At 48.7% G+C, this 15,385-nt stretch carries 13 protein-coding genes; 12 read left to right on the plus strand and 1 reads right to left on the minus strand.

Going from position 1 to position 15,385, the window contains the following annotated elements:
- Positions 1-35: 35 nt before the first annotated feature.
- Positions 36-1,955, minus strand: coding sequence for a sigma 54-interacting transcriptional regulator (locus DW819_RS10165; RefSeq protein ID WP_118733190.1), 1,920 nt, complete (start codon positions 1,953-1,955; stop codon positions 36-38).
- Between the two features lie 390 nt (positions 1,956-2,345).
- Here DW819_RS10165 and DW819_RS10170 point away from each other — a divergent pair, with 390 nt between their 5' ends.
- The 12 genes from DW819_RS10170 to fsa all read left to right on the plus strand — a co-directional run bounded on the left by DW819_RS10170 (position 2,346) and on the right by fsa (position 15,019).
- Positions 2,346-3,365, plus strand: coding sequence for a 2-keto-3-deoxygluconate permease (locus DW819_RS10170; protein ID WP_118721062.1), 1,020 nt, complete (start codon positions 2,346-2,348; stop codon positions 3,363-3,365).
- Between the two features lie 17 nt (positions 3,366-3,382).
- Complete coding sequence (locus tag DW819_RS10175; protein WP_118534059.1) at positions 3,383-4,552, plus strand: amidohydrolase family protein; 1,170 nt, start codon at positions 3,383-3,385, stop codon at positions 4,550-4,552.
- Positions 4,553-4,718: 166 nt separating this feature from the next.
- On the plus strand, positions 4,719-5,558 hold the full coding sequence (locus DW819_RS10180; protein ID WP_118733191.1) for a sugar phosphate isomerase/epimerase: 840 nt from the start codon (positions 4,719-4,721) through the stop codon (positions 5,556-5,558).
- Complete coding sequence (locus tag DW819_RS10185; RefSeq protein WP_118721060.1) at positions 5,555-6,214, plus strand: aspartate/glutamate racemase family protein; 660 nt, start codon at positions 5,555-5,557, stop codon at positions 6,212-6,214. Before DW819_RS10180 ends, DW819_RS10185 begins: the two co-directional genes overlap by 4 nt.
- Positions 6,215-6,237: 23 nt before the next feature.
- Positions 6,238-7,065 (plus strand): transketolase, encoded by an 828-nt coding sequence (locus DW819_RS10190; RefSeq protein ID WP_118726699.1) that lies wholly within the window; start codon positions 6,238-6,240, stop codon positions 7,063-7,065.
- Positions 7,065-8,000 (plus strand): transketolase C-terminal domain-containing protein, encoded by a 936-nt coding sequence (locus DW819_RS10195; protein WP_118721058.1) that lies wholly within the window; start codon positions 7,065-7,067, stop codon positions 7,998-8,000. Before DW819_RS10190 ends, DW819_RS10195 begins: the two co-directional genes overlap by 1 nt.
- A gap of 98 nt (positions 8,001-8,098) precedes the next feature.
- Positions 8,099-9,010 (plus strand): TIM barrel protein, encoded by a 912-nt coding sequence (locus tag DW819_RS10200; protein WP_118733192.1) that lies wholly within the window; start codon positions 8,099-8,101, stop codon positions 9,008-9,010.
- Between the two features lie 49 nt (positions 9,011-9,059).
- Positions 9,060-9,956 (plus strand): TIM barrel protein, encoded by an 897-nt coding sequence (locus DW819_RS10205; protein ID WP_118534065.1) that lies wholly within the window; start codon positions 9,060-9,062, stop codon positions 9,954-9,956.
- A 35-nt stretch (positions 9,957-9,991) separates the two neighbouring features.
- Positions 9,992-10,957: a D-2-hydroxyacid dehydrogenase gene (locus tag DW819_RS10210; protein ID WP_118721057.1), complete on the plus strand. Its 966-nt coding sequence runs from the start codon at positions 9,992-9,994 to the stop codon at positions 10,955-10,957.
- 126 nt (positions 10,958-11,083) lie between these two features.
- Positions 11,084-13,003 carry a sigma 54-interacting transcriptional regulator gene (locus DW819_RS10215; RefSeq protein WP_118733197.1) on the plus strand — a complete coding sequence of 640 codons (1,920 nt, stop codon included), beginning with the start codon at positions 11,084-11,086 and terminating at the stop codon, positions 13,001-13,003.
- A 4-nt stretch (positions 13,004-13,007) separates the two neighbouring features.
- Entirely contained in the window at positions 13,008-14,345 is a 1,338-nt protein-coding gene (gene rpoN / locus DW819_RS10220) for an RNA polymerase factor sigma-54 (RefSeq protein ID WP_118733193.1), read from the plus strand.
- A gap of 20 nt (positions 14,346-14,365) precedes the next feature.
- On the plus strand, positions 14,366-15,019 hold the full coding sequence (fsa, locus tag DW819_RS10225; protein WP_118733194.1) for a fructose-6-phosphate aldolase: 654 nt from the start codon (positions 14,366-14,368) through the stop codon (positions 15,017-15,019).
- Positions 15,020-15,385: the final 366 nt, after the last annotated feature.

Here is a 15,385-nt window from a genome sequence, read left to right on the forward strand (position 1 = left end):
GCCATTTCGCGCATTCCCCATTTTTGTGTGAAAGATCATGGAAGAAGAATGTGATATTTTTTCATTTTCCGCCACAAGGTGCTTTTGTCTATTCCGAGAAATTCAGCAGTTTTTGTGCGGCTGTTGTGGAAGGTATAGAGCGCCTTCAGAATTTCTTCCCGCTCATCGTAAAGTGAATAGACCGGTGCGTCCCCGGGCGTTGACCGGTCCGTTTTTTTCGGCCCGTTTGGAGTGAGGGCGGCAGCTGCATCCGGAAGGACCTTCAGGATATCTGCAGGTGTGGCAAGCGGATTCTGGGTCAGTATGGAGAGTCTCTGACAGAAATTTCGCATTTCACGGATATTTCCGGGCCAGGGATACTGCGTGATCAGGCTGGCTCCTTCTTCGGAAAGCCCTGTCAGGATGCAGCCGGTGCGCTCGTGCTCATAGGAAATCAGCTGACTCAGAAGAAAGAGCGCATCCTGCTCCCGGTTTCGCAGCGGCGGGAGGTTCAGCTCCAGAACATCCAGCCGGTAAAGCAGATCCTGGCGGAACCTGCCGTTAGCCACTTCCTCTTTCAGGTTTTTGTTGGTGGCAGAGATAACGCGCACATCAACCGGAATGACGGTATCACTTCCGAGACGCACAACCTCGCGCTCCTGCAGAACACGCAGCAGACGGCTCTGGAGGTTTGGAGAGACATCTCCGATTTCATCTAAGAAGATAGTGCCTTTGTGTGCCAGCTCGAAGAAGCCCATTTTTCCGCCTTTGGAAGCGCCGGTAAAAGCGCCTTCTACATAGCCGAACAGTTCGCTTTCCAGAAGGTTTTCCGGGAGTGCCGAGCAGTTGATCGCCACAAAGGGATGGTTTTTGCGGGGACTGGAGTTGTGGATGCTTTGCGCAAAGAGCTCTTTTCCGGTTCCGGTTTCTCCGCAGATCAGGATATTTGAGTCGGAATAGCTGTAGGTCATGGCATCGGAGATCACAGAATCCATGATCCTGCTTTTGTGCAGGATATTGGAAAACTGATATTTTGCCTGAAAACTCGAATGACGCAGCTTTTTTCGTACCTGCAGCTCATCTGCCTGGATGCGGCTTGTATCCTGAAATGTCAGAACACAGCCGGTATTTCCGCTGTTATCCGGCGCCGGAACGCAGTTTACCATCAGGTGGTAAGAGGCATAGATGTGCAGCTCGGAAAGAAGCTTTTTTCCGTTTCTGGTAACCTCCTCCACCGGAAGGTTGGGGAAAAAATCCAGGATGCTGCGTCCGGTAAGGAGCGCGTGGCCGGAGTCCAGGATAGAATAGCAGTATTTATTTGCGAATGTGATGATGCCGTTCTGATCTGTGGAAAGGATGCCCTGAAAGGAATAGTTCATGATATTGGCCATCTGGGCACTGCGCATTTTCTCTCTTAAGTCAATTTCGGCTGCGGATTTTGCCTCGTCGATCGCATTGTTGATGGCTTCTTGGCCGGATTCGATCATGACAGCCGGAAGACCGCTTTTTTTGGCCAGCTCAACGCCTGTATAGTTGCCAACCAGGGCGTCACATCCATCGGAAATCGCCTGCCGGATGGCGTCAGCAAGCAGGGGTTCGGAATTGACCGGGTAGGTAGAGAGCTTCATGTCAGGAAATGCATCCCGGATGCTTTCAATACCGTAGATCATGTTAAAGGCTCCGATCACCGCAATGTGAGACAGCCCAGGAGACATGCGGCGCGCTTTCAGGACGGCAGCAATGACATCATAGCCGCCGACCTTCAGCTCTGCGCAGATGTAGCCGCGCTGCTTCATGGTCAGGGCAGAGAAGCCGCGGGCGATCACGACATCGGCGTTCAGATCCTGAAGCGGATTATTATAGAAATCCTGTACAATTTCGTATTCAAGCTCATCACAGTCAGGACGTTCCTGGAAAACCTGCTTAATGAGAGGGACGATCTGGGGATAGGGAGCATAAAAAATCATGTGGATCATAGAAAACCTCCATTTGTACATGAAAATTATTGTCTGATGATGATTATAGAGGAATTTGCACGGAAAAGAAAGTAAAAATTGCAAAAGATTGCAAAATGATTTTTAATAAGATATAAATTGCAATTAGATGAAACGATATGCAATCTTAAAACGGGTGAAGTTGGAAAAATATAGAATGCAGCAGAGATAATGCGAAAAGAATCAATTGTGATAATGCATTGAAACAGAGATTGATATTTGTGCAAAATACATAAAAAGGGATGTGAAAAACAGAAAAAAAGAAAAAATCTGCGTGAAAAGGAAAAATAGGCATAAGGTTTGCTCTATAGTATGTCAGAACTGGTTCAGAAACAAAAAAACATAGTAGGATTTGTATGGAGGGTACAGGTTATGATTGGTAATGTCAGAATACTCGGAACAATGAAAAAATTTCCGGCAGGCGCAATGGTAATCCCGCTGCTGCTTGGATGCACGGTAAACACATTTTTCCCGGAAGCTTTAAAAATCGGAGGCTTCACAACGGGACTTTTCAAGAATGGAATCCCAACCCTGATCGGTTTGTATCTGTTCTGCAGCGGCGCAACGATTGATGTAAAAGCAGCAGGAGAGACGGTATACAAGGGCGTGTTTCTGACAGCCCTGAAGTTCTTTGGCGGCTTTGGTATCGGACTTCTTCTGAATGCGATTTTTGGAGAAGCCGGATTTCTGGGTTTGCTTCCGCTGGCAGTCATTGGCGCAGTAACTAATTCCAATGGTGTTATTTATGCAACTCTTGCCGGTGAGTATGGCGATGAGTCTGACGTAGGAGCAACCGCGATCCTGACTTTAAATGACGGCCCGTTTTTCACGATGATTGCGCTTGGAACAGCAGGGATCGGAAAATTCCCGATCACCGCGATCATGGCAAGCATTATCCCGCTGATCATTGGTTTTATTATCGGTAACCTGGATCATGAGTGGAGAGAAACTCTTTCCACTGCGATGGCACTTCTCCCACCGTTCAATGGTTTCTGTCTTGGAGCAGGCATGAGCTTTTTCACTATTGCAGGCGCCGGCTTTTCCGGTATCCTTCTCGGACTGCTGACAGTTGCGGTAACCGGTATTCTTACGTTTATCATTTACAGCCTGATCCGAAGAAAAGCAGATCCGATGGGAGCAGCGATCGGTACGGTGGCAGGCGTTGCCGCAACAACACCGGCAGCGATTGCAGATGCAGATCCGTCCTTTGCTCCGCAGGTTGAGACTGCAAGTGCGCAGATTGCGGCAGCAACCATTGTGACAGCGATCGTGACACCGCTTCTGGTGGCATTTCTGGCACGGTGGTCCAGAAAATTCAACGAAAAGCATGGCCTTGGCAATGCAAAACAGCAGAAGACCGGAGTAAAAGCCATGATGGCTGAGACAGAATAAAGCAGGGGGAAACAGATATGAGCGATATTATTTTAAAAGCTGACCGTGTTCTGGTTGGCGAGGATCTGAATTTAAAAGAGCACATGGCAGTGATCGTCCGTGATGGAAAAATAGAGGAGATCGTACCGCAGGCGGAGTGTCCTGCGGTAGAAGGTGCGGAGGTGATCGATTTAAAGAATACGACCCTCATGCCCGGCATGATCGAGTGCCATAACCATCTTTCTATTGACGCCACGATCCCGGAGCATCTGGAGCTTCTGGCATGGAGTACAGAATGTGAGCTGACCTTGATCGCTCTGGATGGGTTCCGGAAAGATCTGATGAGCGGAGTCACAACAGCACGCTGCATGGGAGACCGTTTTTATATTGATGTAACACTGAAAAAGCTGATTGAACAGGGAAAGGTGGCAGGACCGAAGCTTCTCGCAGCAGGCATTGGCATGAAGGGAAGCCACGGTGCCGGATATATCGGAAGCCCGCACTGCGGACCTGAGGAGATCCGGAAAACTGCCCGCGAAAATTTAAAGAAGGGTGTCGATTTGTTAAAGCTGTTTATCACTCCGGGCGTTCCGGATCCGGAGAGCGAGTTTGTGCCGAGCTTTTTAAGTCTGGAGGAGATTGCCATGGCAGTCAGTGAGGCGGCAAGAAAGAACCTTCCGGTTGCTGCACACTGTATCGGCGGTCAGGGCCTAAAAGACTGTATCGACGGCGGGGTACAGGTCATTGAGCATATGTATATGTGCACCCCGCAGGATGCGGAATGGCTGGCAAATTCCAAATGTATTGTTGATTTTACTTCCGGTATTTTCCTGGATCCGACGCGCGAGGAAACCCTGTCGGCAAACAATGCATACCGGGTTCGCAAAAACCGGCCGCGCGTCCGGGAAAGACTGAAGCTTCTGATGAGTACCGGTGTTCCGTATGTTCTGGGAACCGATGCTTACCATGGTTATCTGTACCGCGAGGTTGGATATGCGGTAGAGCTCGGTTCAGATATTGTGACCGCATTAAAGGGTGTTACCTCCAATGCCGCGAAGGTCTGCGGACTGGGAGACCGGATCGGAAGCTTAAAGAAAGGCTATGCTGCAGATATCATTGCAGTGGATGGAAATCCGCTGACGGATGTGGAGTGCCTGGCAAACGTACCGTTTGTAATGCAGGATGGTAACGTTGTGAAACGAAAGTGAAACATTTACGACTAGAATTAAGAAACAAAATGAAAAATATAGCGAAACAAAATGAAACATAATTCCTGAAAAAACGAAAAAGGGACAGAAAAATGCACCGGCAAGACCTGGCACATGTTTTGCTTTATATACTGGTATCAGGAAGTCAGAGAAAAGGAGTGAGGGTATGAAGTTATGTTATCAGGTTGCCACACCGGATGTTGCGATCGCAGATTCGGTTACGGCATATCAGGGACCTCTGGAGAAAAGCTTTTCAGATCTCGCAAAGCTTGGTTATCAGGGAGTGGAGCTGATGACGTTAAATCCGTCAGAGCTTGACTGGGAGTTTGTAAAATGTGAGGCAGAAAAAAACGGCTTGAAGGTGGTTCTGGTCTGCACCGGTGAAATCTTCGGTCAGCTGGGGCTCAGCTACACAAACCCGGATCCGGAGAACCGGAAAGAGGCAATTCGCAGAAGTAAGGAGATCATTGACTTTGCTGCTTATCTGGGAGCCAATATCAACATCGGCCGTGTCCGCGGGCAGTACTGCAAGGAACTGACCAGAGAGCAGACGGAGGAGCTGGCGATCGCGGCATTCCGCGAGCTGGCTGACTATGCAGCACCGAAAAACGTGCAGATCGCACTGGAAACAGTTACCATCATGCAGACGAATTTCATCAATACCTGCGCGGAGGGCGCCGATATGGTAGACCAGGTAGACCGGCCGAATTTTCGCCTGATGCTGGATGTGTTCCACTTAAATCTGGAAGAAAAGGATCTGTTTGAGGCTATCCGTCGGTACAGCTCCTATAACATCCATGTCCATCTGGCTGACAATAACCGCCGCTATCCAGGCCAGTGCGGACTGGATTTTGAAAAAATCATTTCTACCTTCAGAGAATGCGGATATGATGGTGCATTTACCACGGAAATATTCCAGCTGCCAAGCATGGAAGGCGCGGCAAAGGGTGCAGCTGAATATCTGATCCCGATCATGAAGAAGGTTTACGGACAGGAGGAAGCATGAAAAGTATCGCACTGATCCATACCGTAAAGACGGTAGCGAATTCCTTTGAACAGCAGCTGAAGGATTATGTGGGGGAACCGGTCAAGATCCATAATCTCTGGGACGATTTCCTGGCGAATAATCCGAATGAGATCGGGGAGTTTACCATAGAAAACCGCTGCCGACTGTATAACGATATCAAGTCTGCAGAGATGACGGGAGCCGATATGATCGTGGTGACCTGTTCGACCCTGACTCCGGTTGTAAACATGATCCGTCCGTTTGTGAAGGTTCCGCTGATTGCCATCGACGATGCAATGGGAAGAAAAGCGGTTACCTACGGGGATAAGATCCTGGTTCTTGCGACAGCAGGCAGTACCGAAGGACCGATGCGGGAAAAGTTAAACGCAGAGGCAGCAAAATTAAATAAGACCATCCAGATTGATTTCAAAGCCAACGCAGAAGCGTTCCAGGCGATGAAAGCAGTGCAGATGGACCGCCACGATGCGATCCTTCTGGATATGGCAAAAGATATTTCCGGATATGACTGTGTGGTGCTGGCTCAGGCATCCATGGCACATCTGGATCAGAAAATAGAAGAAATCTGTAAGATCCCTGTTCTGTCAAGTCCCGGACTTTGCATGGAGCAGGTGAAGGAAACATTAAAAACGATATAAAAATAGAAAAGGAGACTACTGACATGACCAACGAAAAGAAACAGGAGTTGGATGCTCTTTGCCTGAAATTCAGACGTACCCTGATAGAAATCTTACATGAGAGACAGACCGGACATCCGGGCGGATCTCTTTCTGTATGCGAGATCCTTACAAACCTTTATTTTAACGACGCAAATATCTCTCCGGAGAATATCAATGACAGAAGCCGCGATAAGATCGTGCTCTGTAAAGGACATGCTGCTCCGATGCTTTATCTGGAGCTGGCAGAAAAAGGCTTTTTCCCAATGGAAGAGATGCACAGCCTCCGTCAGATCAACAGCCGTCTGCAGGGACATCCGTGTTCCAAGGAAACTCCCGGAGTTGAGGCATCTACCGGTCCTCTTGGAGCCGGTTATCCGTTCGCGTTAGGTCTGGCACTTTCCGATATGCATGATGGTGTAGACGCTTACACCTATGCGATCCTTGGAGATGGTGAGATCAACGAGGGCGTGGTATGGGAGACCTGCATGAACGCCTCCAAGTTTAAAGCAGACCGCCTGATCTCTATTCTGGACTGGAATGGTGTACAGCTGGATGGAACTACCGAGCAGATCATGCCGATGGGTGACATCGAACTGAAATTTAAGGCATTTGGCTATAATACCATTGTCTGTGACGGACATAATGTGGCAGCCCTCAGCGCAGCGATCGAGACCGCAAAATCGGTTAAGGGTGTTCCGAGCATCATTCTGGCAAAGACTGTGAAGGGCAAGGGCATTTCCTTTATGGAGGGCAAGAACACCTGGCATGGTGCTCCGGTTAAGGATGCCGATTATGAAGCAGCAATGAAAGAACTGGGAGGTGTACAGTAATGGCAAAGGCAATTCGTGATGTATATGGAGAGACACTGAAAAAATACGGCGCGATGAATGAGAATATCGTAGTTCTGGATGCAGATGTATCCGGCTCCACAAAATCGGCCATGTTCGGAAAGGAGTATCCGGACCGTTTCTATAACTGCGGAATCAGTGAGTATGCAATGATGGGCATGGCAGCAGGCATGGCCAAAAATGGCAAGATCCCGTTTGTCAATACCTTTGCGGTATTTTTAACCACACTGGGATCCCTGGCAGCAAGAACCTTTATGTCCTACTCCGGACTGCCGATCAAGATGATGGGTGGTTACGGCGGCTTATCCGATGCCTTTGACGGCGCGACCCATCATGCTCTGGAGGACATTGCCATGATGCGTACGCTTCCGGGGGTAAATGTTATGGTAGCTTCCGATGCGCAGATTACCGACTGGATGGTCAAAACCGCGATTGAAGTCAATGAGCCGATGTACATCCGTCTTTCGAGAGATGCGGCTCCGGACTGCCATCCGGAGAATGCGAAGTTTGAAATGGGCAAGGGCATGGTTGTAAGAGAAGGCAGCGATGTTACCATCATCGCATGCGGCCTGATGGTGAGCACCGCGATCACTGCCGCTGAGATGCTGGAGAAAGAGGGCATCAGCGTAAGAGTGGTTGATATGTACTGCATCAAACCGATTGACGCAGAGCTGATTGAGAAATGCGCGAAAGAAACCGGCGCGATTGTAACAGCGGAGGAGCACAGCGTGATCGGCGGTCTTGGCGGAGCAGTCAGCGAGGTTCTGGCAAAATCCGGATGCCTGGTACCGGTCGAGATGGTCGGCATGCAGGATCGTCACGGTGAATCCGGTCCTTACAGTGAACTGTTAAAGAAATACGGCCTGGATGCGGAAGCAGTTGCGGCAGCGGCAAAAAAGGCAGCTGCAAGAAAGTAAGACCAGTCACTGCTGCCTGCGGCATGTTTGGTGTAATCACGCCGGATTGTGCCGGGCAGCAGTAAATATCAGTTTTGCAGGAAGGAAAGGAAAATCGTATGGAAAAGTCCATGAAACGCTATATGAAAGTCGGCACGATCCTTCATGTATCCTATAAAGAAGTGGGTTCCGGAGAGGGACCGATCCTGGAGTGTTTAAAAAAGATCACAACGGATCCGTATTTTGAGGCTGTGGAAGTTGCACATATGAAAGATGCACAGGTGAGAAAGAAAGCTGCTGAGATGATCTCCTGTGCTCATATGGTCACTGCCTATGGTGGACAGGGCCTGATGCTTGGGGCCGGGTTAAACATCAACGATCTCAATGAGGAAGGCCGTCAGAAAGCCATCGCAGCCCTGAAAATGGGAATAGATGAAGCCTATGAGATCGGCGCACAGGATTTTTCATTTCTGGCAGGCCGCTACGAGGCAGAGACAATGGAAGAATCCTTCCAGGCACTTCTTGCTTCCACCAGAGAGCTTTGTGAGTATGCGAAAGCAAAGGGAAACATGCCGGTTCTCTGCGAGGTGTTTGATTATGATATCGCAAAGAAATCTCTGATCGGTCCGGTTGACCGGGTGAAACGCTACGCAGAGACGATCTGTGCGGAGTATGACAATTTTGGCCTGATGGTGGATCTGAGCCATATTCCAATGATCCATGAAACCATTGAGGAAAATCTGCTTCCGGTCCGCAGATTTATCCGCCATGCCCACATGGGCAATACGGTGATCAGAAGTCCGCAGTTCCCGGCTTATGGGGATGAGCATCCGAGGTTTGGTTTCCCAAACAGTGAAAATGATGTAAAAGAACTGGCCGATTATCTGAGGCTTCTGATGGAGATCGGATTCATCAGTGAAAAGAATCGTCCGATCGTAAGCTTTGAGGTAAAACCCTTTGAAGAAGAGGATCCCGATATCTGCCTGGCAAATGCAAAACGAACACTTGACCTGGCGTGGGAACTTGTATAAAGTTAGAATTGCATAACAATAAAATGAATCAGAGCAGGAGGAAAAGAACATGAGAGAGTCTATTCATAAATATTTTCAGGTAGGTACCATCCGCTGGATGTCCTTTCCGAACAGAAGTGTAGTAGATCAGGTAAAGCGGATTGCAGTAGATGATTACTTTGATGCGATCGAGGTGACCAAATGTGCCGATGACGCAGAGCGCGAAGAGGTGAAAAAAATCCTGGAGCAGTCTCATTTAAAGGTCTGCTATGGCGCACAGCCGAGACTTCTCGGACCGAAGCTGAATCCAAACGACATCGATGAGGAGGGCAGAAAAAAAGCTGAGGCTACCCTGATCGAGGCAGTGGATGAGGCAGAATACCTTGGCGCAAAGGGAATCGCATTCCTGGCAGGAAAATGGGAAGAGGAAACCAAGGATCAGGCTTACGCACAGCTGTTAAAAACTACCCGCAATGTCTGTGATTACGCAGCGAAGAAGGGCATGAACGTAGAGCTGGAGGTCTTTGATTTCGATATGGACAAGGCAGCCCTGATCGGACCGGCTCCTTATGCGGCACAGTTCGCGGCAGACATGAGAATGACCCATAACAATTTCGGATTATTGGTAGATCTGTCTCATTTCCCGACTACCTATGAGACCTCAAAATTTGTGATCCGGACCTTAAGACCTTACATCACTCACCTTCATTTCGGAAACGCAGTCGTAGAAGAGGGCTGCCCGATGTATGGTGACAAGCATCCGCGTCTGGGTTATCCGAACAGCGCCAACGATGTGGAGCAGCTGACCGATTATCTGCAGGTACTTAAGGAAGAGGGCTTCTTCAACGCGAAGGATCCGATGGTACTGTCCATGGAGGTTACCCTGGCTCCGGGTGAGGACGATGAAATCATTCTGGCCAATACCAAACGCTGCTTAAACCGCGCATGGGCACTGGTAGAAGACTAAGAAATACCGAAAAACGAGAAAAGGAGAACGGAATCATGAAGATTGTAGTATTAGATGGCTATACCGAAAATCCTGGTGACATCAGCTGGGGGCCGATTGAAGCTCTTGGCGAAGTTACCGTATATGACAGAACTGCTTACGAGGAGTCCCCGCTGATCGCGGAGCGCATCGGTGACGCAGATGTGATCGTGATCAACAAGACACCGATCAGTAAAGAAACCATGGACAAGTGCCCGAACTTAAAGGCGATTGCAGTTCTGGCTACCGGCTACAATGTAGTAGATTATGAGTACGCAAAGGCAAAGGGCATTCCGGTTATGAATGTTCCGGTATATGGAACGGATAATGTCAGCCAGTTTGCTGTCAGCCTTTTGCTTGAGGTATGCTCCCATATCGGACATCACAGCGATTCTGTATATGCCGGTGAGTGGGCAGAGAATGCAGACTGGTGCTACTGGCATTATCCGATGATCGAGGTATCCGGAAAGACCGCAGGCATCATCGGACTTGGCCGTATCGGTGTGAATACCGCAAAAATCTTAAAGGCCATGAACGTGAATGTGATCGCTTATGACGCATTCCAGAGCGAGGCAGGAAAAGCGGTTGCGGAGTATGTGGAATTGGATGAGCTGCTTGCAAAGTCTGACTTTATCTTCCTGCATTGCCCGCTGTTCCCGTCTACCCAGGGAATTATCGGAAAAGAGAATATCGCGAAGATGAAGGATGGAGTCATCATCATCAATAACAGCCGCGGACCGCTGATCGTTGAGCAGGATCTTTATGACGCATTAGAGAGTGGAAAAGTGGCAGCCGCAGCTGTGGATGTTGTTTCCACGGAGCCGATCAAAAAAGACAACGTTCTGTTAAAGGCGAAAAACTGCATCATCACCCCTCATATTTCCTGGGCAACCAAGGAGGCACGTGAACGCATCATGAACACCACTGCAGAGAATATCAAGTCCGTGATCGACGGTGCTCCGCAGAATGTAGTGAATAAGTAACAGAAAAACAAGACGATTTTCATAATTTTTCTGCAAAATTGAATGGGCTATGGTATACTTTACCATAGCCCATTCAAGGAAAAGGGGCAGATGAAACTGTCTTGGAAAAAGGAGAAAATCTCTGATATGGTAAAGATAAGGGTTTTTATACCGCATCTGGAGCTGAAAGAAATCTTTGAAGATGTGGTGAAGAAACTGCCGCAGTACGAAACAATTCAGATAGAACAGCAGTATGTATTCGGAACACCGGATGATCTGGCCAAATATGGCGATGCAGATGTGCTGGTCGCGCGGGGTATGACGTATGAGGTGCTGAAGAATCTGTTTCCGGACAAGCATGTGATCGAAGTGCATGTAAGCAGCTTTGATATTTTTGACGCGCTGGTAGAGTGCAGAAAACAAAATGTCGGAAAAATCGCACTCTGCCTGCATAACCGGAAATTCAAATCCATGGAGGAGCTGGAGGAGCTTTGCGGTGCATCTATCACGATTTATGATACTCCGAATGAGGCTTCCACGGAAGCCGCAGTCCATCAGGCCATGGAGGACGGCGCGGATATTTTTGTCGGTGCGGGAACCATGTGCGGAATCTGTGACAGACTGGGATTAAAGCGTGTCCATATCCATACGAATGAAGAAGCGGTGGAGGTAGCCATGAAGGAAGCGCTCAATGCAGCGCGGACAATCCGGCAGGAGCGTGCCAAGAGTGATATCATTGAGGCCATGCTCAATCACAGTGAGGAAGGCGTGCTCGCGATCAGCGACAGAGGACGGATTCTGGCGATCAATAATCAGGCATACCGTATTTTTCAGATTTCTACCGTCGACTCGCTGGTTGGCAGTCCGGCAGCAGAGCTGGAGCAGGCAGATGACTGGGAAAATCTTCTGCATGAAAATCAGGCGCGTGAGCGCATTCTGAAGATCAAAGGCAAGGATTACTATGTGCAGTACAAACACCTGAGTGAAGAAGCAGCAGAGACCGGAGCTTTGGTCTTTATCCGGAATACCGATCGGATCATGGAAGAGGAACGAAAAATCCGGAAGGGACTTGCAGAAAAAGGACTGACAGCCAAGTATTCCTTTTCAGATATTCTTGGAAAAAGCAAGGCAATTCGTGAGAATATCCATATGGCACAGCGTTACAGCCGGGTTAATTCCAATGTTCTGATCGTGGGAGAAACCGGTACCGGAAAAGAATTATTCGCGCACAGTATTCATCAGGCATCAAGCCGCAGTGATCAGCCGTTTGTTGCGTTAAACTGTGCCGCGCTCCCGGAAAATCTGCTGGAAAGCGAACTGTTCGGGTATGAGGCAGGCGCTTTCTCGGGCGCGGCCAAAGGCGGTAAGATCGGTCTGTTTGAGCTGGCACACCGGGGAACCATTTTTTTGGATGAGATTGGAGAAATTCCGATCACTTTGCAGGCCAAGCTTTTACGTGTGCTGCAGGAAAAGGAAATCCGCCGCATCGGCAGCACCAGTGTGCATCCGATCGATGTTCGTGTGGTTTCTGCAACCAATATAAATATAGAAGAAAAGATCCGGAGCGGACAGTTCCGTTCTGATCTGTATTATCGTTTGAACCTTCTTGATATCAGTATTCCGCCGCTCAGAGAGCGCCGGGAAGATGTTCAGGAGCTGGTTGATTTTTACCTGACCAGATTTGCGTGTGAAATGGGAAAACGGATCCCGACTGTAACACCGGAGGCTGCGCAGCTTTTGATGCAGTATGACTGGCCGGGAAACGTGCGGGAGCTGCGCAATGTCTGTGAACGCCTGATCGTTTTGAATGACAGCGATTTTGTCAGTGCCGAGCTTTTAAGACAGTTGAAAATTTTTCGCGAGAGCAAAGCGCGGGAGCCGGTTATTCTTCCGGAGGAACAGATGGAAGATACGGTATACAGCCGCTTAAAGCCGAAGAAAAAGAAAAAGGAGCTGGCGGAGGAGCTTGGTGTCAGCCGTACGACCCTGTGGCGTATGGCAAAACGCCAGAGCGAGTTAGAGCAAAAGCAGCGGGAGCAGGAGATCAGCAAGAGAAGGAGCGAATGATTAGATGGAACTGAATTACGGAATGTCTCTGGAACAGAAGCAGCAGTTATCTCAGAATCAGATACAGTCCCTGGAGGTGCTGGCCATGGACAGTGTGGAGCTGAGTGAATTTTTGCAGGACGAATACCTGGAAAATCCTCTCCTGGATTACTCGGAGGAGCATGCGATGCCGGGCGGCAGGGAGGATATCGGGCAGACCTATGAACAGCCGCCGGTGCTGGAACAGAATTACGACGATACTGCGGAGGAAGAAGACCGGAGAAGAAAAGATATTCCAATGCCGGAGACAGAAAGCATAAAAAACTATATTCTGGAGCAGCTGCCGGATGGAGCATGCAGCCGGAAACTGGCAGAGTTTATGACAGACTGTCTGGATGATAACGGCTTTTTTACAATACCGGCTGAGGAAGTGGCGCAGAAAACCGGAGTGCCGGAGGCGGAGGTTTCCTGGACTCTGAAGGTGCTGCAGGAACTAGAACCCTATGGAATTTTCGCGCCGGACCTGAAACACAGCCTGTTAAAACAGCTGGAGATGCAGGGACTAAAAAATGCTCCGGTCAGTCAGATGGTGAAGGAACACCTGCAGGATGTGGCAGATGGAAAGATCAGTGCCATTTCCAGGGCTCTGAAGCTCTCAACCGCAGAAGTACGCAAATGCATAGATCAGATCGCAAAGCTGAATCCGAGACCCCTGGGAGAGTTTGGGGGAAAACGCAACGATTATGTGGTTCCGGATATTATTTTCCGGAAAGATGACGGAAAATGGGAAATCGAACTCAATGATGGATGGGTGGAGGACTATCATATCAATGATTATTATCTGAAAATAATGAAGGAATCCACAGACGCTCAGCTTGGGGCTTATTTCCAGAAAAAACTGGAGCGAATCCGTTTTGTGATGAACAGTATCGCACAGAGACGCAGGACAATTCTTCAGATATCGGAGCAGATTCTGAATGTACAGGAGCATTTTCTGGATGGAACCGGATTCTTAAAACCCATGACGATGACGGACGTGGCAGAAAGCCTTGGAATCCATACTTCTACGGTGAGCCGGGCCATCAAAGGAAAGTATATCCAGTATCCGTGCGGAACCATATTGATGAAGCATCTGTTTACGGCATCGGTTTCAGCAGCAGAAGGAAGCGATGCGGTCGGAACCATGCAGATCAAGGAACTGATGAAGGAGCTGATTCGCAATGAAGATAAGAATAAGCCTTACAGCGATCAGAAGCTTTCATCACTTTTGAAAGAGCGCGGCATTGAAATTTCAAGACGTGCCGTGGCAAAATACCGGGAAGAACTTGGAATCCGAGGAAGCTTTGAACGGAAAGCATTTTAAAGAAAAAGGAGAATAAGATTATGAAATTTTTTGTTGATACCGCAAATGTTGAGGAAATCCGCAAGGCAAATGATATGGGAATTATCTGTGGCGTAACCACCAACCCGTCCCTGATCGCAAAAGAGGGCCGTGATTTCAATCAGGTTATCGCAGAGATCGCTTCTATTGTGGACGGACCGATCAGCGGTGAGGTAAAGGCTACTACTACTGATGCAGAGGGCATGATCAAAGAAGGCCGCGAGATCGCAGCCATCCATCCGAATATGGTAGTAAAGATCCCGATGACCGTAGAGGGCTTAAAGGCTGTTAAGGTTCTCCACGCGGAAGGCATCAAGACCAACGTAACCCTGATCTTCTCCGCAGCGCAGGCACTGCTGGCTGCAAGAGCCGGCGCAACCTATGTTTCCCCGTTCCTGGGAAGACTGGATGATATCTCCATGCCGGGTATCGACCTGATCAACGAGATCACTGAGATCTTTATGATGCACGACATCCAGACCGAGATCATCGCAGCGAGCATCCGCAATCCGATCCATGTCATTGACTGTGCAAAGGCAGGCGCTGATATCGCTACGGTTCCGTACAAGGTATTAGAGCAGATGACCAAGCACCCGCTGACCGACCAGGGTATTGCAAAATTCCAGGCAGATTACAAGGCTGTATTCGGCGAGTAAAAATCAGGGAATGAAACAAACGCAGGGGTGAGCCGATTGTGCGTCCACCCCTGTGCTGAGTTTGCCGGAAAAACGAAGCTGAGAAATCGGGTTGATTTCGGCAGAAAAATAAAAATAAAAAAAGTGAAAAAAGTTGTTGACAGATAGAAAACGCTGTGATAGTATATAACACGTTGCTGCTGACGCGGCAACAACATGAACCTTGAAAATGAAAGATTGAACAGTGTTTAAAACCCTGAAAATTCTAATAAAAAAGAGTCCTGGTTGGACATCTTTGAATTGAGAAAATTCAGAAACGAAAACAAACCAAACAACAGTAGAACGGTTTAAAATTAGCTAGTAGCGATTTTTGAACCGGGAAACAAA

The organism is Clostridium sp. AM33-3, from assembly GCF_003480315.1.
Classification (GTDB): domain Bacteria; phylum Bacillota; class Clostridia; order Lachnospirales; family Lachnospiraceae; genus Brotaphodocola.

Coding starts and splice junctions, on each gene's coding strand:
- DW819_RS10165 (WP_118733190.1), bottom strand. CDS start 1,955: ATGATCCACATGATTTTTTATGCTCCCTATCCCCAGATCGTCCCTCTC.
- DW819_RS10170 (WP_118721062.1), top strand. CDS start 2,346: ATGATTGGTAATGTCAGAATACTCGGAACAATGAAAAAATTTCCGGCA.
- DW819_RS10175 (WP_118534059.1), top strand. CDS start 3,383: ATGAGCGATATTATTTTAAAAGCTGACCGTGTTCTGGTTGGCGAGGAT.
- DW819_RS10180 (WP_118733191.1), top strand. CDS start 4,719: ATGAAGTTATGTTATCAGGTTGCCACACCGGATGTTGCGATCGCAGAT.
- DW819_RS10185 (WP_118721060.1), top strand. CDS start 5,555: ATGAAAAGTATCGCACTGATCCATACCGTAAAGACGGTAGCGAATTCC.
- DW819_RS10190 (WP_118726699.1), top strand. CDS start 6,238: ATGACCAACGAAAAGAAACAGGAGTTGGATGCTCTTTGCCTGAAATTC.
- DW819_RS10195 (WP_118721058.1), top strand. CDS start 7,065: ATGGCAAAGGCAATTCGTGATGTATATGGAGAGACACTGAAAAAATAC.
- DW819_RS10200 (WP_118733192.1), top strand. CDS start 8,099: ATGGAAAAGTCCATGAAACGCTATATGAAAGTCGGCACGATCCTTCAT.
- DW819_RS10205 (WP_118534065.1), top strand. CDS start 9,060: ATGAGAGAGTCTATTCATAAATATTTTCAGGTAGGTACCATCCGCTGG.
- DW819_RS10210 (WP_118721057.1), top strand. CDS start 9,992: ATGAAGATTGTAGTATTAGATGGCTATACCGAAAATCCTGGTGACATC.
- DW819_RS10215 (WP_118733197.1), top strand. CDS start 11,084: ATGGTAAAGATAAGGGTTTTTATACCGCATCTGGAGCTGAAAGAAATC.
- rpoN (WP_118733193.1), top strand. CDS start 13,008: ATGGAACTGAATTACGGAATGTCTCTGGAACAGAAGCAGCAGTTATCT.
- fsa (WP_118733194.1), top strand. CDS start 14,366: ATGAAATTTTTTGTTGATACCGCAAATGTTGAGGAAATCCGCAAGGCA.